The organism is Microbacterium sp. LCT-H2 (assembly GCF_001866135.1).
Taxonomy (GTDB): Bacteria; Actinomycetota; Actinomycetes; order Actinomycetales; family Microbacteriaceae; genus Microbacterium.
In genome coordinates, this window is the sequence record NZ_MODW01000003.1 from 59,243 (window position 1) to 75,973 (window position 16,731).

General features: G+C 70.7%; 18 protein-coding genes and 1 tRNA gene. 9 read left to right on the forward strand and 10 right to left on the reverse strand.

Annotated elements, in window-relative coordinates:
* The first annotated feature begins 30 nt into the window (after positions 1 to 30).
* Positions 31 to 435, forward strand: a complete 405-nt coding sequence (gene msrB, locus BK819_RS08800; protein ID WP_071328831.1) for a peptide-methionine (R)-S-oxide reductase MsrB — start codon at positions 31 to 33, stop codon at positions 433 to 435.
* Positions 432 to 1,115 (forward strand): nitroreductase family protein, encoded by a 684-nt coding sequence (locus BK819_RS08805; protein ID WP_083391727.1) that lies wholly within the window; start codon positions 432 to 434, stop codon positions 1,113 to 1,115. Before msrB ends, BK819_RS08805 begins: the two co-directional genes overlap by 4 nt.
* Here BK819_RS08805 and BK819_RS08810 read toward each other — a convergent pair.
* The gene (locus BK819_RS08810) at positions 1,112 to 2,026 is read right to left on the reverse strand and encodes a DMT family transporter (protein WP_071329115.1); all 915 of its coding nucleotides are present in this window, start codon (positions 2,024 to 2,026) and stop codon (positions 1,112 to 1,114) included. The two genes, BK819_RS08805 and BK819_RS08810, sit on opposite strands and share 4 nt — an antisense overlap.
* A 164-nt stretch (positions 2,027 to 2,190) precedes the next feature.
* Between BK819_RS08810 and BK819_RS08815 the strand changes: the two genes are divergently transcribed.
* From BK819_RS08815 to BK819_RS08830, 4 genes are read left to right on the forward strand one after another with little or no spacing between them, the layout of a single operon-like run.
* Positions 2,191 to 3,102 (forward strand): ABC transporter ATP-binding protein, encoded by a 912-nt coding sequence (locus BK819_RS08815; protein ID WP_071329116.1) that lies wholly within the window; start codon positions 2,191 to 2,193, stop codon positions 3,100 to 3,102.
* Positions 3,099 to 3,923: an ABC transporter permease gene (locus BK819_RS08820; protein WP_083391728.1), complete on the forward strand. Its 825-nt coding sequence runs from the start codon at positions 3,099 to 3,101 to the stop codon at positions 3,921 to 3,923. Before BK819_RS08815 ends, BK819_RS08820 begins: the two co-directional genes overlap by 4 nt.
* Positions 3,924 to 3,931: 8 nt before the next feature.
* Positions 3,932 to 5,200, forward strand: coding sequence for a sensor histidine kinase (locus tag BK819_RS08825; protein ID WP_256209426.1), 1,269 nt, complete (start codon positions 3,932 to 3,934; stop codon positions 5,198 to 5,200).
* Positions 5,197 to 5,865 (forward strand): response regulator transcription factor, encoded by a 669-nt coding sequence (locus BK819_RS08830; protein ID WP_071328832.1) that lies wholly within the window; start codon positions 5,197 to 5,199, stop codon positions 5,863 to 5,865. The genes BK819_RS08825 and BK819_RS08830 overlap by 4 nt, the downstream gene beginning before the upstream one ends.
* Positions 5,866 to 5,872: 7 nt before the next feature.
* On the opposite strand, the gene BK819_RS08835 is transcribed toward BK819_RS08830, so the two are convergent.
* The 4 genes from BK819_RS08835 to BK819_RS08850 all read right to left on the reverse strand — a co-directional run bounded on the left by BK819_RS08835 (position 5,873) and on the right by BK819_RS08850 (position 8,462).
* Positions 5,873 to 6,826, reverse strand: coding sequence for an aldo/keto reductase (locus BK819_RS08835; RefSeq protein WP_071329119.1), 954 nt, complete (start codon positions 6,824 to 6,826; stop codon positions 5,873 to 5,875).
* A gap of 146 nt (positions 6,827 to 6,972) precedes the next feature.
* On the reverse strand, positions 6,973 to 7,278 hold the full coding sequence (locus BK819_RS08840; protein ID WP_071328833.1) for a hypothetical protein: 306 nt from the start codon (positions 7,276 to 7,278) through the stop codon (positions 6,973 to 6,975).
* Positions 7,279 to 7,393: 115 nt separating this feature from the next.
* Positions 7,394 to 7,469, reverse strand: a tRNA-Thr gene (locus BK819_RS08845).
* A gap of 42 nt (positions 7,470 to 7,511) precedes the next feature.
* Positions 7,512 to 8,462, reverse strand: coding sequence for a thioredoxin domain-containing protein (locus BK819_RS08850; RefSeq protein ID WP_071328834.1), 951 nt, complete (start codon positions 8,460 to 8,462; stop codon positions 7,512 to 7,514).
* 228 nt (positions 8,463 to 8,690) lie between these two features.
* Here BK819_RS08850 and BK819_RS08855 point away from each other — a divergent pair, with 228 nt between their 5' ends.
* Both BK819_RS08855 and BK819_RS08860 read left to right on the forward strand, forming a co-directional pair.
* Entirely contained in the window at positions 8,691 to 9,794 is a 1,104-nt protein-coding gene (locus tag BK819_RS08855; protein ID WP_060921924.1) for an ABC transporter ATP-binding protein, read from the forward strand.
* Between the two features lie 78 nt (positions 9,795 to 9,872).
* Positions 9,873 to 11,174, forward strand: coding sequence for a DUF4032 domain-containing protein (locus tag BK819_RS08860; protein ID WP_071328835.1), 1,302 nt, complete (start codon positions 9,873 to 9,875; stop codon positions 11,172 to 11,174).
* A 36-nt stretch (positions 11,175 to 11,210) separates the two neighbouring features.
* On the opposite strand, the gene BK819_RS08865 is transcribed toward BK819_RS08860, so the two are convergent.
* The 5 genes from BK819_RS08865 to BK819_RS08885 all read right to left on the reverse strand — a co-directional run bounded on the left by BK819_RS08865 (position 11,211) and on the right by BK819_RS08885 (position 16,079).
* Positions 11,211 to 11,852, reverse strand: a complete 642-nt coding sequence (locus tag BK819_RS08865; RefSeq protein WP_071328836.1) for an NAD(P)-dependent oxidoreductase — start codon at positions 11,850 to 11,852, stop codon at positions 11,211 to 11,213.
* Between the two features lie 15 nt (positions 11,853 to 11,867).
* Positions 11,868 to 12,872 (reverse strand): 23S rRNA (guanosine(2251)-2'-O)-methyltransferase RlmB, encoded by a 1,005-nt coding sequence (gene rlmB / locus BK819_RS08870; RefSeq protein ID WP_071328837.1) that lies wholly within the window; start codon positions 12,870 to 12,872, stop codon positions 11,868 to 11,870.
* Positions 12,865 to 14,271 carry a cysteine--tRNA ligase gene (gene cysS / locus BK819_RS08875; RefSeq protein ID WP_071328838.1) on the reverse strand — a complete coding sequence of 469 codons (1,407 nt, stop codon included), beginning with the start codon at positions 14,269 to 14,271 and terminating at the stop codon, positions 12,865 to 12,867. The genes rlmB and cysS overlap by 8 nt, the downstream gene beginning before the upstream one ends.
* A 9-nt stretch (positions 14,272 to 14,280) precedes the next feature.
* Entirely contained in the window at positions 14,281 to 15,528 is a 1,248-nt protein-coding gene (gene ispD / locus BK819_RS08880) for a 2-C-methyl-D-erythritol 4-phosphate cytidylyltransferase (RefSeq protein WP_071328839.1), read from the reverse strand.
* A 68-nt stretch (positions 15,529 to 15,596) separates the two neighbouring features.
* A complete protein-coding gene (locus BK819_RS08885) occupies positions 15,597 to 16,079 on the reverse strand; it encodes a CarD family transcriptional regulator (RefSeq protein WP_045255828.1) in 483 nt (160 codons plus the stop codon).
* 134 nt (positions 16,080 to 16,213) lie between these two features.
* Between BK819_RS08885 and BK819_RS08890 the strand changes: the two genes are divergently transcribed.
* Positions 16,214 to 16,684: a DNA modification methylase gene (locus BK819_RS08890; RefSeq protein WP_071328840.1), complete on the forward strand. Its 471-nt coding sequence runs from the start codon at positions 16,214 to 16,216 to the stop codon at positions 16,682 to 16,684.
* Positions 16,685 to 16,731: the final 47 nt, after the last annotated feature.

Below are 16,731 nucleotides of genomic sequence, written 5' to 3' on the forward strand. Positions count from 1 at the left end.
GGGAGAATGGAGAGGACTCAGGAGGACACGATGCCCTACAGCGTGAACAAGACCGAAGACGAGTGGCGCGACGAGCTCGGCGAAGAGCAGTACGCCGTGCTGCGCCAGGCGGCGACCGAGCGGGCGTGGACCGGCGAGCTGCTCGATGAGGAGCGCGCCGGAGTCTACACCTGCGGCGCCTGCGGCGCCGAGCTCTTCAAGAGCGGCACGAAGTTCGATTCCGGCTGCGGCTGGCCGAGCTTCTACGAGTCGGTCCGGCCGGACGCCGTCGAGCTGCTCGAGGACGACAGCCTCGGCATGGTCCGCACCGAGGTCCGCTGCGCCTCCTGCGGTTCGCACCTCGGCCACGTCTTCCCGGACGGCTTCGGCACCCCCACCGGTGACCGCTACTGCATGAACTCGATCGCGCTGAACTTCACGCCCGACGAGTCGTGAGCGCCCTCGACGCCGTCCGCGCACGGCAGTCCTGGTCGAAGGTCGGGGACACCGCCCCGGGACGCGAGGAGCTGGTGACGCTCATCGGCGCCGCCGGTCGCGTCGCCGATCACTCGTCCCTGCGCCCCTGGCGGCTGATCGAGCTGCGCGGCCAGGACCGCGAGGCGCTCGGCGCCGCGATCGCGGAGGCGCAGGGGGACGCCGAGCCGTCGGCGAAACCGCTGCGGGCCCCGCTCCTCATCGCCGTGGTCGTGAGCTACCGGGCGAGCGAGAAGGTGCCACGCTGGGAACAGGAGGCGGTGGCCTCCGGCGTCGCCCACGTCCTGAGCCTGCTGCTCGACGAGGCGGGATGGGGCGTCATCTGGCGCACCGGCCAGTACACGCGCTCGGAACCGGTCGCGCGCATGCACGGGCTGGGGCCGGACGAGGAGCTTCTCGGTTGGCTCTACGTCGGGGCGAAACCCGAGGGCAAGAGCCCGGGCCGCCGCAAGACCGTCGACGCCCGCGCGCTCCTGACCCGACCGCCGAGACTCTCGCCGGAGGCGCGGGCCGCTGCTGAGGCGGCCGCACGGGAGGCCGAGAAGCAGAAGGCCGAGAAGGCCGAGAAGAAGGCCCGCAAGAGGGCGAAGAAGAAAGAGAAGAAGAAGGCCAAGAAGGCCGCCAAGAAGACCCGCTCCTAGAGCCGGCGGCGTCGCCAGGGCACCGCGACCAGCACCGAGCCGACCGCCACGATCACCATCGCGACCACCTGCCACAGCGCCGGTCCCGCCTGCGCCGGCCAGAGCAGGTCGATCACGACGGACGTGACGAGCTGCCCGAGCACCGAACCCAACCCCATCAGCAGCACGCCGGTGTGCGCGACGATGAACGCGCCGAGCAGGATGTAACCCGCCCCCAGGAAGCCGCCGAGGTAGAGCCAGGGCTCGGTCGGCAGCGCGGCCGGCCATCCCCGCACGGCGACGCTGATGCCGGCGGCGACCGCGAGCACCAGGGTGCCGGCGATGAAGCTCATGAGCGTGGCGGCGATCGGCGACTGCACGCGTTGAGCCAGCCGCCCGTTCGTCGCCGCCTGCCAGGCGATGCCGACACCCGCGGCGAAGGGCAGCAGGAGCATCCACAGCGGAGCGGTCGCCAGCACGTCGCCCGAGAGGGAGATCCCGACCGCGGCGAGCGCCAACACCCCGCCCATCACCCGACCGGGGGTGACGGCCACGACACCGGCCGGCCCGAAGCCGATGCGGTCGAGGACGAGGCCGTGCAGGGTCTGCCCTGCCACGACACCCACCGTGAAGAGGGAGACGCCGAGGATCCCCGCCGTCAGACCCTGGGTGGACACGGTGAGAGCGCCGCAGGCTCCCCCGAGGAGCATCCAGAACGGGATGCTCCGATCGCGGATGCCGCGCCCGAGGCGCAGGGCACCACGTCGCGCCGAAGGCAGGAAGGAGATGACCACGGCGAGGGCCACGAGTCCTACCGCGAAGGAGAGGAAGCCGGCGACGATGCCGTTGTCGACGCGCACGCCCAGGACCCCGTTGATGCGCGCCTGGATCGCGGTCATGACTCCGATCGCGACGGCTCCCCCGAGCGCCAGAGGAGCAGGGATGCGGCGGGCGGGGGTCACCTGTCGACACTATCGGAGCCTCCGCGCGCACCTGTCCTCCACGGTGCCGTCCTCCTGGAGGACGAGCGCACCGCATCAGGGAATCGTCCTGCAGGAGGACGCGCGCCGGCCCGATGATCCGTAGCGTGGTGCCCATGATCACCGCAGAAGGCCTCACCAAGAGATTCGGGGACAAGACCGCCGTCGACGGCGTGTCCTTCACCGTGCAGCCGGGGAGCGTCACCGGCTTCCTCGGACCGAACGGCGCAGGGAAGTCGACGACCATGCGCATGATCGTCGGGCTGGACCGTCCGACGGCGGGCCGGGCCACCGTGGCCGGCCAGGAGTATCGCAAGCTCCGCGCCCCGCTTACCGAGGTCGGCGTGCTCCTCGATGCCAAGGCCGTGCACACCGGTCGGACAGCGCGGGATCACCTCCGCGCGATGGCAGCCACGCACGGCATCCCGACCTCCCGTGTCGACGAGGTCATCGAGCTCGCCGGCATCGGCGCGGTCGCCCGCAAGCGCGCCGGGAAGTTCTCGCTCGGCATGGGGCAGCGACTGGGGATCGCCTCCGCGCTGCTCGGCGATCCGCACACCCTCATCCTCGACGAGCCGGTCAACGGCCTCGACCCGGAGGGCGTCCGCTGGGTGCGGCAGTTCGTCCGGCATGCCGCCTCCGAGGGACGGACGGTCCTGCTCTCCAGCCACCTCATGAGCGAGATGGCGCAGACCGCGGACCACGTCATCGTGATGGGACGGGGCAAGGTCCTCGCCGACGCCCCGCTCGCGGAGCTCGTCCGCTCCTGGACGACCAACCGCGTCCGCGTGCGGACACCCCGCCCGACCGACCTCGTGGCCGCTGTGGGCGGTCCGGACGTGGAGATCGTCAGCGCGGCTCCCGATCTGCTCGACATCGCAGGGCTCCCGGCAGCCCGCATCGGCGACCTCGCCGCGGAGCGCGGCATTCCGCTGCACGAACTCACCCCGACCACCGGATCCCTCGAAGAGGCCTACCTCGCCCTCACCGGCGACGCCGTCGAGTACCGCACGAAGGAGCTCTCATGACCGCCGCCCCCGCCGTGACGACTCCGGCCGTCGCGCCCCCCGCCACCGACTCGGGCCGGCGCCTCACCTTCCCGCGCGCCGTGCGCGGTGAGGCGATCAAGCTCATCACCCTCCGGTCCACCTGGTGGTCCATCGCGATCGCCGCCGCGCTCACGATCGGCATCGCCGTCCTCATCGCTCAAGCGATCGACGCCCCCGGCTTCGACCCGATCCAGGCCGTCGTCATGCCGATCCAGTTCACGATGCTGCTCGCCGGCATCATCGGAGCGATCTCGGTGACCGGCGAGTACTCCACGGGCATGATCCGCTCGACGCTGACGGCCGACCCGATCCGCGGGTCCGTGCTGCTGGCGAAGTCGCTCGTGCTCGCGGCCTTCCTCTTCCTGTCGTCGCTGGTCATCTTCGGCGTCGCCGCGGTCGCTGTGTCCGCCGTGGTCGCAGGACGGGAGCAGGGCATCGACTGGACGGACCCCGCGACCTCCGTCCTGCCGATCGTCGTCGCCTCGCTCGCCATGGCCGTCTTCGCGCTGATCGGCGTGGCCTTCGGCTTCATCCTGCGCTCGGGCGCCGGAGCGATCGCGGCGACCGTCGGTCTGCTGTTCGTGCTTCCGATCGTCGCGAGCTTCTTCTCGATGGCGGGAGAGGCCTGGGCCTGGGTCATCGACGCGTCGGCCTACCTGCCGGTCGCCGCCGCGCAGAACGCGATCCTGCCGGGTGACACCGCGACGCTGGATGCGCCGGTCGCCTTCCTCACCCTCGGCTGCTGGGTGGTCGGCGGTCTGCTGGCCGCGTGGGCGGTCCTCCGCACGCGGGACGCGTAGGAGACCGGGTGCCGGCGAAGCGACGCGGAACGGACACGGTCCGGGAGGACGGGGGGCTGCGGCTCCCTCGTCCTCCCGGCGTGTTCCGGCGTTTCTGGGCGCGCCATCCCGTCCTCGCCGACGTCCTGCTCGCCCTGCTCTGCATCGTCCTCACGATCACACCCGCCGCGCGCATCGACGATGCCGACCGCGGCCCCGTCGGGCTCGTGCTCGCCGCCCTGCTGCCGCTCTGCGTGGTCGTGGCCTCCGCCACCCTGCTCTGGCGCCGACGGAAGCCCTGGCTCCCCGCGATCGCGGCGATCCTGCTCGACGTCTTCCTCCTGTTCACCGCGCTGCCGGGGAGCAGCCCGCTGCTGCTGTTCGCCGGCTACTCCCTCGCCGTCTACCGCTCCACCCGTGCCGCGTGGACCGCTTTCGGCATCGGCGTCGCAGCCAGCGCCTCGGGAGCCGGGCTTCTCCTCTGGGCGGGCATCTTCACATTGCAAGAGGCGGTCAACGCCCTGCTCGGCACGGTCGTGCTCGGTCTCATCGGCACTCTGATCGGCGCGAACGTCGGGAGTCGGAAGCGGTATCTCGACGCTGTCATCGACCGCTCGCGACAGCTCCTCGTGGAGCGGGACCAGCAGGCGCAGCTCGCCGCGGCGGCGGAGCGGGCACGGATCGCGCGGGAGATGCACGACATCGTGTCGCACTCCCTGACCGTGGTCGTGGCACTGTCCGAGGGCGCGGCCGCCACTCCGGACCGCGAACAGGCACGCGCGGCGGCCACCTCTGCGGCGGATACCGCCCGCAGCGCGCTCACCCAGATGCGGGCGATGCTCGGCGTGCTGCGGGATGACGACGCCCCGCTCCTGCTCGCGCCGGTCTCGCCCGCCTCTCCGCAGGAGACGGTCGCGGCCGCGCAGCGGACCGGGTATCCGGTCACCCTCGCCACAGCGGGCCAGGCGGAGGTGTCGTCCGATGTCGCCCATGCGCTCGGCCGGATCGTGCAGGAGGGACTGACGAACGCGATGCGGCATGCGCCGACCGCTTCGACCGTGTCCGTGCGCCTGGAGTACGCGCCCGGTACCGTGGTCATCGAGATCGTCAACGACGGTGTCGCAGGCACTCCCGGAGAAGGGGGCTTCGGCCTCCGGGGTCTCCTGGAACGCGCCGCTCACGTCCGCGGCACACTGGAGTCACGGCCGGACGGTGCGGGCCGCTGGCTCCTGCGCGCCGTCCTGCCGACATCGTCCGAGGCGCCGGCCGTGTCGCCGCGCGGGGAGGGGAACACATGACATCGCCCATCCGTGTGCTCCTGGTCGACGATCAGGAGCTGATCCGTCTGGGGTTCCGCATGGTCCTGGAGGCGGAGCCCGACATCGTCGTGATCGGAGAGGCGGGGGACGGGAAGGCGGCGATCGCGCAGAGCGCCGCGCTCGCCCCCGACCTCGTGCTCATGGACATCCGCATGCCGGAGCTCGACGGGATCGCGGCGACGACGGCCATCGTCGGCGCCCACCCCGAGACGAAAGTGCTCGTCCTCACGACCTTCGATCTCGACGAGTATGCCTTCGGTGCGATCCGCGCCGGAGCCAGCGGGTTCCTGCTCAAGGATGCGCAGCGCCAGGAGATGCTCTCCGCCGTCCGTGCCGTGCATCGCGGGGACGCCGCCTTGGCGCCGAGGATCACCCGCGTGCTGCTGGAGCACGTCGGCACGCAGCTCGGGACCGTCGCTGTCGACGAGGTCGCGGATGCCGGGTACCGGTCCCTGACGGAACGCGAGCGCGAGGTGTTCGTCGCGATCGGCCGGGGGCTCACCAACGCCGAGATCGCGACGACTCTCTACGTCGGCGAGTCCACCGTCAAGACGCACGTCGGGCGGATCCTGGCGAAGCTCGGGGCACGCGACCGGATCCACGCCGTGATCCTCGCGCACCGGCTCGGCCTCGTCGGTCGGTGAGAGCGGGTCAGCCCTGCGGCGGTGTCCAGGCCGAGACGCGATTCAGGCGCTCGACCTCTTCGGGCGAAAGCTCCAGCCGCGCACCGGCGAGCAGATCCGGCACCTGATCCACCGTCCGGGCACTCGCGATGGGCGCGACCACGGTCGGCTGCGCACGCAGCCAGGCCAGGGCCGTCGCGGCGACCGAGGCGCCGTGCGCTCCGCCGATCTCGTCGAGGGCGTCGATGATCCGCAGCCCTGCCTCGGTGGCGTACTTCGCGGCGCCGGCGGCCCGCGGAGATCCCTCTCCCCCGGCGTCCGTCGAGCGGTACTTGCCCGTGAGGAAGCCGCTCGCCAGCGCGTAGTACGGCACGAGGCTCAGCCCGAACTCCTCGGCGACGGGGATGATGGTGTCCTCGACGTCGTTGCGGTGCACGAGGTTGTAGTGCGGCTGAATGGCGACGGGACGCGCGACGCCGAGTCGGTCCGCGATGTCGATCCACTGACGGATGCGGTCGGCCGTGTAGTTCGACACCGCCACGTGCCGCACGAGCCCGTCCGTGACGAGGGCGCCGAACGCCTCGACCGTCTCCTCCAGCGGCACGGACTCGTCGTCGAAGTGCGCGTAGTAGAGGTCGATCTCGTCCACTCCGAGGCGAGCGAGCGACGCTTCGGCCGCCCGACGGACGTTGCCGGCCGACAGACCGCGGAAGGCCGGATGCTGGCTGACCTTGGTCGCGACGACGACCCCCTGGGGCCGCCGCGACGCGAGCCACGCACCGATGATCGTCTCGCTCTCGCCGCCCTCGTTGCCGGCAACCCATGCGCTGTAGGAGTCCGCCGTGTCGATGAAGTCGCCACCCCCATCGACGAAGGCGTCGAGGACGGCGAAGGAGGCGTCACGGTCGGCCGTCCAGCCGAACACGTTGCCGCCGAGGGCGAGGGGGAAGACGTCGAGGTCACTGGAGCCGATGCGGGTCATGTTCGAGACAACCGCGACGAGCGGCGCGAACATTCCCGGAAGCGGAACACGAAGATGCGCAGGTGGCCGGGGCGGGGTGCCGACCACCTGCACCCCAGTAACATAACACCCTCCGAAGTTATACGCGATATGCGAGCGGTCGGACGTCACGGAGCACCCGCCAACCACTGGCGGCCCGCGTCCGCTCCGTGTCGCGCTTCGAAGTCTCGGATGTCCCGCAGCGCGCGCCTCACCGTGAGCACGTACGCGATCGCCAACACCATGCTCACCGTCCCGACGGCCACTCGCATCACATCGAGGGCGCGCGCGTCCGTCAGAAGACCAGAGCTCAGCCACCAGGCGGCGCTCACCGTCCAGAACACGGCGAGCACGATCGCCCACGTCCTCCGTCGCTGCAGTGCGAGCCGCTGCTGGATCAGCGACGGGCCGGGCTCGTCCGCGGGTTCGCTCATGCGCAGAGCCTAGCGCTGGGGCCGTGGGTGCCGGTGAAGTGGGCAGCGCTCCTGGCCTAGACACGAGAAAGGCCCGCATCTCCCGTGTTTCCAAGGAGACGCGGGCCTTCATGTGTGGAGCCGACTACGGGACTCGAACCCGTAACCCCCGTATTACAAGTACGGTGCGCTACCAATTGCGCCAAGTCGGCGGATGCCATCACAGCTTAGCGATGGCGGGCGCGTGCGACGGACTACTGCGCCGGCGCCGAGGTGGCTGTCGGGGTCGGCGTTGGAGTCGCCGACTCGTAGTAGGCCTCGCTGGCGACCGACATGACGAACGTCGACAGCTCCTGCGGGTCGTCCAGCGCGCCGACGTAGGCCTCGCCGTTGACGACGATCATCGGGGCGGCGGTGAGCACGAGGTCGTCGGAGCCGGGGAGCGGCCCCTCGAGCGCGCGGGTCGTCGCCTCCTTCGCCCAGCTGACGTAGTCGCCGTCCTGGATGCAGGAGCGCACGGTCTTGGCGTTGTCCACGCCGACGGCGCCCGCGAGATTGGCGAGCTCCTCGTCGGACATCCCGTCGCTGCCCACATCGGGCTGGTCGTCGAGGAGGTCGTGGTTGAACGCGTAGAACTGGTCCGGCGAGTGCGTCGCCACGCAGGCGGCGGCCGCGGCGGAACGCAGCGAGTACTTGGTGCCGTTGGAGCTGGCGGTGAGGAGAGCGACCGGGTGGTAGCTGACGGTCGCGGCACCGTCCTCGATCCACTGCGCGAGCAGCCGGGCGTTGGCGCGCTCGAACTTGCCCGCGTCGGGCGAGAGGTAGTCGACGTACACGTGGACCTCGACAGCACCTGCCGCCGACGGCTCGGGCGACGGCGTCTCGCTGGTGCCGGCCTCGCTGGGCTCGGGGTCCGGCGTGGGGGAAGCGGTACCGGCGATCGCCGCGGACGCGATGTCGGTCACCACGACGCCGTCGGCCTCCATGCCGGTCGGGCTGAGCTGCGGCTTGGACGTCTGCGAGGTCACGGCGAGCGTCACGGCGGTCCCGATCGCGCCGACCGCGATGATCGCGACCGCACCGATGATGATCCGTCGCATGAGACGCGCCCGCGACTGCTGGGCGTGCACCTTCTGTGCCTTCTCCCGCACGGCCTCGCGCGAAGTGCGAGGGGCGGGGACGTTCGGCGTTTCGTCGCTCGACATCGTTCCTCTTGAGTCTCAGGGGGTCCGGGTTGGCCCCGACCACCGTCGGGCGGTGATCGCCGCTGCGCACGGCCGGGTTCGATGCTAACCAGTGAGGCTGAGAAATACCCAGGTGCGAGGGTTCGTGCCATACTGATTCCGACCCGATGAAGGGTCACGGCGGGTCGCTCCGCCGCTTCATTCACTACGGATCGTCCGGCACGTACCTGCCGGTGAAGGAGAAACACGATGGCATCTGTGACTTTCGACGAGGCCACCCGCCTGTACCCCGGCGGCACCCGTCCGGCTGTCGACAAGCTCAACCTCGAGGTGGGAGACGGCGAGTTCCTCGTCCTGGTCGGTCCCTCCGGTTGCGGTAAGTCCACCTCCCTCCGCATGCTCGCCGGCCTCGAAGAGGTCAACTCCGGCCGCATCCTCATCGGCGACCGCGACGTCACCGACGTGCCGCCGAAGGACCGCGACATCGCGATGGTGTTCCAGAACTACGCGCTGTACCCGCACATGACCGTCGCCGAGAACATGGGCTTCGCGCTCAAGATCGCCGGCGTCGGCAAGGAGGAGCGCGCCGCGCGGGTCCTCGAGGCCGCGAAGCTCCTCGACCTGGAGCAGTACCTCACCCGCAAGCCGAAGGCCCTCTCCGGTGGTCAGCGTCAGCGTGTCGCCATGGGTCGCGCGATCGTCCGTCAGCCCCAGGTCTTCCTCATGGACGAGCCGCTGTCGAACCTCGACGCGAAGCTCCGTGTCCAGACCCGCACGCAGATCGCCTCGCTGCAGCGTCGTCTCGGCGTCACCACGGTCTACGTCACGCACGACCAGACCGAGGCGCTCACCATGGGCGACCGCATCGCCGTGCTCAAGGACGGTCTGCTCCAGCAGGTCGGCTCGCCGCGCGACCTGTACGAGAAGCCGGAGAACGTCTTCGTCGCCGGCTTCATCGGCTCGCCCGCGATGAACCTGTTCTCGGCCGACCTGGCCGACGGCGGCGTGCGCTTCGGCACCGAGATCGTCCCGCTCGACCGCGACACCGTGGGCCGCGCCAACGGTTCGCAGGTCACGGTCGGCGTCCGCCCCGAGGACATCACCGTCGGCCCGGCCGACGGCCAGGGCCTGTCGGTCGTCGTCGACCTCGTCGAGGAGCTCGGCGCCGACGGCTACCTGTACGGCCACACGGAGATCAACGGCAAGCGCACCGACCTGGTCGCCCGCGTCGACGGCCGCAACCACCCGAACGCCGGGGAGACCGTCACCCTCGCCGCGAACCCGGGCCACGTGCACGCCTTCGACCTCGAGTCCGGCGACCGCCTGAACGACAAGCCGGTCGTCTCGGCCTGATCGGACACCTCCACCGCGGCGCGGGCTGACTTCGGTCGCCCGCGCCGCGTCGTTTCCCCGGCACCCTCAGGAGCCCCCATGCAGGAATCCCTCCGGATCACGGCCAAGACGGTCGACCCCGGTCTGCTCGCTCTGCCCTGGTCGACGCCTCTGGAGAAGTGGCCGTCCGAGCACATCGTCTCCCTCCCCAAGGGCCTCTCGCGCCACCTCGTCCGCTTCGCCGACCTCTCGGGTCGCGTCGTGGCCGTCAAGGAGACGACGACCGAGATGGCGCGGCGTGAGTATGAGATGCTCGGCAACCTCGCGCGCCTCGACGTACCGTGCGTGGAACGTGTCGCGGTCATCGCGGGGCGCACCGACGCGTCGGGGGCGCCGCTCCCCGCGGCACTGGTCTCCTCGCATCTGCGCTTCTCGATGCCCTATCGGGCGCTGTTCACCCGGGTGCTCCGTCCGGACACGGCCACCCGCCTCGTCGACGCGCTGGCGCTGCTGCTCGTGCGCCTGCACAACGTCGGCTTCTACTGGGGCGACGTCTCGCTCTCCAACACCCTGTTCCGCCGGGATGCCGGAGCCTTCGCGGCGTACCTCGTCGACGCGGAGACCGGAGAGCTGCACGAGGAGGGCCTGACGGACGGACAGCGCGCCTACGACCTGGACCTCGCGCGCACGAACATCGCCGGCGAGATCATGGACCTCGCCGCGGGCGGTCGCCTGGAGCACGGCGTCGACGCCGTCGCCATCGCGGACGGCATCGTGTCGTCCTACCGATCGCTGTGGGCCGAGCTCACCGCGCAGGAATCGTTCTCCGCCGCCGAGACCTGGCGCATCACGGAACGCGTCGAGCGGCTCAACGCCCTCGGCTTCGACATCGACGAGATGTCGATGTCGACGACCGCCGACGGCACCGTGGTGGAGATCCAGCCGAAGGTCGTCGATGCCGGGCACCACCAGCGCCGGCTCATCCGTCTCACTGGTCTCGACGTCGAGGAGAACCAGGCCCGGCGGCTCCTCAACGACCTCGACGAGTTCCGTGCCCGCTCCACCAAGCAGTGGGCGGACGAGGAGATGTACGCGCACGAGTGGCTCACGCGCGTCTTCGAGCCCGTCGTGCGAGCCATCCCCTACGACCTGCGCGCCAAGCTGGAGCCGGCCGAGGTGTTCCACCAGGTGCTGGAGCACCGCTGGTACCTGTCGCAGGCGCAGGGACGCTCTGTGGCCCTCGCGGAGGTGCTGACGAGCTACATCAACGACGTGCTCCGCCACCGGCGCGACGAGGCCACCATCATGGGGCCGCCGACCGAGACGATGGGCCTCCCCGTCGTCACCGGCACGCTGGCGCTCAGCGACGACGAAGAGGTGGACTGGCGCGACCTCGTCTGAGACCGTGCCCGCACGTCGGCGCCGCGCCCGACGGCGTCAGTACCCGACGGTGAACCGCTCGCGGTGGTGGTTGGCTTGCTCGATCTCGTCGACGATGGCGACGGCGAAGTCCGCCCCGGAGATGTACGACTTCCCGTCCTCGTCGCGGACGAGCACGTCACCACCGTCCCGGTAGTGGCCGGTGCGCTCGCCCTCCGCCCACGGCCCGAAGACCTCGGCCGGGTGGACGAAGAACCAGTCCAGGCTGTCCGCGGTGCGCTCCAGGAGCGCGAGGGAGTCGATGCCGACCTGCGCCTCGTGCTTGTACTCCTCCGGGAACCCCTGATCGAACAGACGGGGGCCACCGGGCGCGACGAGGCTGCCGCCCGCGCCGCCCACGACGCCGAGCCGGGTCTCGGTGCCGTCGAGCAGCCCGACCACGTTCGTCAGCGCCTCGAGGACACGGTCCTCCATGTCGCCGCGCGGGGAGAGCGCGGAGACCACGGCATCGGCACCCGCGAACGCCTCGGTCAGCGTCGCAGGGTCGAGCGCGGACCCCTGCACGTAGGCGGCACCCGCGACCGGATCCGCCGGAGTCGAACGCGAGATGGCGACGACCGCGTGATCACGACTCACCGCCTCCGCGACGATGTGGCGTCCGGCGTAGCCGGTTCCTCCCAGGACGATGATGCGGGCCATGCGTATTCCTCTCGGTCAGTCCGCGGCGCGGACGGTCGCGACCTGGTACAGCGCGACCGAGGCCGCGATTCCCGCGTTCAGCGACTCGGTCGCCGCGGAGATGGGGATGGAGACGATCTGGTCGCAGGTGTCGGTCACGAGGCGAGACAGGCCCTTGCCCTCCGAGCCCACGACGATGACGACGGGGCGGTCCGCCAGCTCCAGCGCCGGCAGCGAGACGTCGCCGTCGCCGTCGAGTCCGAGCACGAACACGCCCTGCTTCTTGAACTCCTTGAGCTGCGTGGTGAGGTTCGAGGCCAGCGCGACCGGGATGCGCGCAGCCGCGCCCGCACTGGTCTTCCACGCCGCCGAGTTCACCCCGGCGGAACGGCGCTGCGGCAGGATGATGCCGTGGCCCCCGAACGCCGCCGTCGAGCGGATGATCGCACCGAGGTTGCGAGGGTCGGTGATCCCGTCGAGGGCGACGAACAGCGGCGTCTCGCCGCGATCGATGACCTGCTCCAGGAGGTCCTGCGGGTGCGCGTACTCGTACGGCGGCACCTTGAGGGCCACGCCCTGGTGCACGCCGTCGAAGCCGGCCATGCGGTCGAGCTCCTGACGCGTGACCTCGAGCACCGGGATGTCGCGGTGGGTCGCGATCGACAGCATCTCCTTGACGCGGTCGTCCATCTCGACGCGCTGCGCGATGTACATCGCCGTCGCCGGGATCTTCGCGCGCAGCGCCTCGAGCACGGAGTTGCGGCCGGTCACCGTCTCGGTGTCGGTGGTGTTGTCCTTCGACCGGGCGCTGCGGTTCGGGTTGCCTCCGGAGGCGGGACGCCCTCCGGGCTTGCCCTTGCCGCCCGCAGCCGCGTAGCGCTCGGCCGCGGCCTTGCGCTTACCGGCGGGGTGCCACGCGCGGTCCTCCGCCTTCGGCGTGGGGCCACGCCCCTCGAGCGCCTTGCGCCCGAGACCGCCGGTGCCCTTGGTGGGGCCCTTCTTGTTTCCCTTGCTCGCGCCGGGGCGCCCTGGCTTAGCCATCGATACTCCAATGAGTTCCGGCCGGAGTGTCCTCCAGCGTGATTCCTGCGGCGGCGATCGCGTCTCGGATGCGATCCGCCGCCGCCCAGTCCTTCTCCGCGCGCGCGGTGGCGCGCTGCGCGATCATCTCCTGCACCAGCGCGTCGAGCGCCGCTGCCTGCGCATCCCCGGCCTTCCGGGAGCCTGCGTCCTCCACGAGGCCGAGCACACCGGTCATGGCGAGCACCGCCTGCGCCGCGTCCAGAGCCGCCGCGGTGTCACCTGCGTCGAGAGCCGAGTTCCCGGCCCGCACGCTCTCATGGACGACGGCCAATGCCTGGGGCACGCCGAGGTCGTCGTCCATCGCCTCGACGAAAGCGGCGGGCAGGCTCTGCGCGTCACCGCCACCGAACCCTTCTTCGGCCCCCCGGAATGCGCGATCGAGGAACGAGCGGATGCGGCCGAGCGCCGCCTCCGCCTCGGTCCAGGACGATTCCGAGAGGTCGAGGCTCGACCGGTAGTGCGCGGCGGCGAGGGCGTAGCGCACGACCAGCGGGTCCCGCTCCGCGAGCACGTCCCGCGCGAGCGTGAAGTTGCCGAGCGACTTCGACATCTTCTGGCCATCGACGGTCACGAGGCCGTTGTGCACCCAGTAGCGGGCGAAGCCGTCTCCTGCTGCGGTCGACTGCGCCAGTTCGTTCTCGTGATGAGGGAACCGCAGATCCAGACCGCCGCCGTGGATGTCGAACTCCGCGCCGAGGTATCGCTTCGCCATGGCCGAGCACTCGATGTGCCAGCCCGGGCGCCCCGGCCCCCACGGCGACGCCCACGTCGCGTCGGTGGGCTCGTCGGACTTGGCGCCCTTCCACAGAGCGAAGTCCTGGGGGTTGCGCTTGCCCCGCGGGTCGGCGTCCTGCGCCGCCTCCATCGCGTCCACGGACTGATGGGTGAGATCGCCGTAGGACGGCCAGGAGCGCACATCGAAGTACACGTCGCCCGACCCGTCGGGAGCGGGGTACGCGTGGCCCCGGTCGATGAGCAGCGCGATGAGCTCCTGCATCTGCGGGACGGAGGCCGTCGCCCGCGGCTCGTACGTGGGCGGCAGGATGCCGATGCCGGCGTAGGCCGTGGCGAACTCCTGCTCCATCCGATAGGCGAGCGCCCACCACGGCTCGGCTTCCGTGGCGTTGGCGAGCACCTTGTCGTCGATGTCGGTGACGTTGCGCACGAAGGTCACGCGGCCGTGACGGTGCGTCAGCCAACGGCGCAGGAGATCGAAGCTCAGGGCCGCCCGGACATGGCCGATGTGCGGGCCGGACTGCACGGTGGGTCCGCACACGTACATCGTGATGTTCTCGGGATCGAGAGGCACGAAGTCGCGCAGCAGCTGTGCGCGGGTGTCGTAGAGGCGGAGAGTCACCGCTCAAGCCTACTCGGCGGGCGCTGAGAGACCCCGCTCCGGTCGCGGGATGACGACCGCGACGGCCGTGACCGCGATTCCCTCGCCCCGCCCGGGGAAGCCGAGGCCGTCCGTCGTGGTGGCCGTCACGGCCACCGGAGCACCCCAGAGCGCCGCCGACAGAACCGCCTCGGCCTCCTTTCGACGTGCGCTGAAGCGCGGACGATTGCCCTGGAACTGGACCGACACGTTGCCGATCGCGAAGCCCGCCTCCGCCAGGAGCTCCGCGGTACGGGAGAGGAAGACGTCGGCGTGGGCCCCCGCATACTCCGGATGGGCGGTGCCGAAGTGCTCGCCGATGTCGCCGAGCCCGGCGGCGCCGAGCAGGGCATCGACGATCGCGTGGGCGACCGCGTCCCCGTCCGAATGCCCGGAGAGCGCGGGCTCCCCCGGCCATTCCAGCCCGGCCAGCCACAGCGGTCCGTCGCCGCCGAACGCATGCACGTCCGTGCCGATGCCCACGCGGGGCGCGCCCCCGACGACGGCCGACGTACGAGGCGCAACGGAAGGCGTGGCGGGCGCGGTCGCAACGAGCAGGCGGGCGCGCTCCAGATCGGCAGGGGTGGTGATCTTGAACGAACGCTCGGAGCCGGGCACCAGCCGCACCGCGTGCCCCGCCGAGGCGAAGAGCGCCGCGTCATCCGTGTACTCGACACGCTGAGCCGTCGCCTCCGCGTACGCCGCTTCCAGCGGGCCACGAGGGAACCCCTGCGGCGTCTGCGCGGCCGCGAGCTCCGCACGATCCAGGGTGCCCACGACGAGACCGTCCGCGACCCGCTTGAGCGTGTCCACGACCGGCAGGCTCGGCACGGCGCCGGCGTCGCCGATCACGGCCTCCGCCACGGCGTCGATCACCTCGGGCGGGGTCAGCGCGCGCGCAGCGTCGTGCACGAGCACTGTGCGCACGTCCCCCCACAGCGCCGCGAGTCCGGCGGCGACGGATTCCTGCCTCGTCGCGCCTCCGGTGACCACGCGGCCCAGGTCGGCACGATCGCCGGCGGCCGCGAGCAGCTCGGTCTGCGCGTCGCCCTCGTAGCCTGCGGGCGCGACGACGACGACCTGCAGGGGTGCCGCCGCGAACACGCCGTCGAGGGCGTGCCGCAGGATGGTGCGGCCGTCGATGCCGACGAACGCCTTGGGCGCTCCGGCCTCGAGACGGGTGCCGGAACCGGCGGCGACGACGATGATCGCGGTATGCGGGACGGGGAGGATGCTCACAGCTTCACGTTACCCGCGGAGACGACAGAAGGCGGGTGCCGCAGCACCCGCCTTCCGTGAAGGACGTCTCAGGACGCGAGGACCTCGTCGAGCAGTGCGCCCGCCTTGTCCTCGTCGATCTTCTCGGCCAGGGCCAGCTCCGAGATGAGGATCTGCCGGGCCTTGGCCAGCATCCGCTTCTCGCCCGCGGACAGGCCGCGGTCCTGGTCGCGGCGCCAGAGGTCGCGCACGACCTCGCTCACCTTGATGACATCGCCGGACGCGAGCTTCTCCAGGTTCGCCTTGTACCGGCGCGACCAGTTGGTGGGCTCCTCGGTGAACGGCGCGCGCAGCACCTCGAACACGTGGTCGAGGCCCTCCTTGCCGATCACGTCGCGGACGCCGACGAGGTCGACGTTCTCGGCCGGGACCTCGATGATGAGATCGCCCTGCGTGACGTTGAGCTTTAGGTACTTCTTCGCCTCGCCCTTGATGATGCGCTCCTTGACCTCGATGATGGTCGCAGCGCCATGGTGCGGATAGACGACGGTCTCGCCAACCTCAAAAAGCATAAAAACATGTCCTTTCGGCAACCTCAAGGATACCACAGGGGATATGCGCTAAGGTTCGCGCTCCCTGTTCCCTGCGCGCTCCCGACTTACCCATAGAATGGGGAGGGATATCCCGTCGGACCTCAGGAGGACCCGTGAAATCGCGCCTTGTCGCGTCTGCCGCCATCAGCGCCCTCGTTCTGCTCGGCGCGACCGGGTGCACGTTCATCACACCGCAGTCGACGAAGATCGAGTACGCGGCCTCCGACGGCGTGAACGTCTCCGATCAGGACGGCCCCATCGCCGTGCGCAACGCCCTGATCATCGCGAACGAGGACGGCACGGTCGGCAACTTCGTCGGCGCCGTCGTCAACCCGTCGCAGGACCGCGCCACCCTCACTGTCTCGCTGGAGGGCGGCGATCCCTTCATGATCACCGTGCCGGCCGGCGGGACCGTCAGCTTCGGCGCCGACGAGGAGCCCGTGGAGATCACGGGGCTCGACACCATGCCCGGTGCCACCGTCGCGATGCACTTCCAGTCCGGCGACTCCGCCGGCGTCACGACCGAGATCCCGGTCCTCGACGGCACACTGCCGTACTACTCGGACCTCGCTCCTCAGGACTGAGTCCCCGGGGACGCGAGAGGCCGGCACCCGTGGGTGCCGGCCTCTCG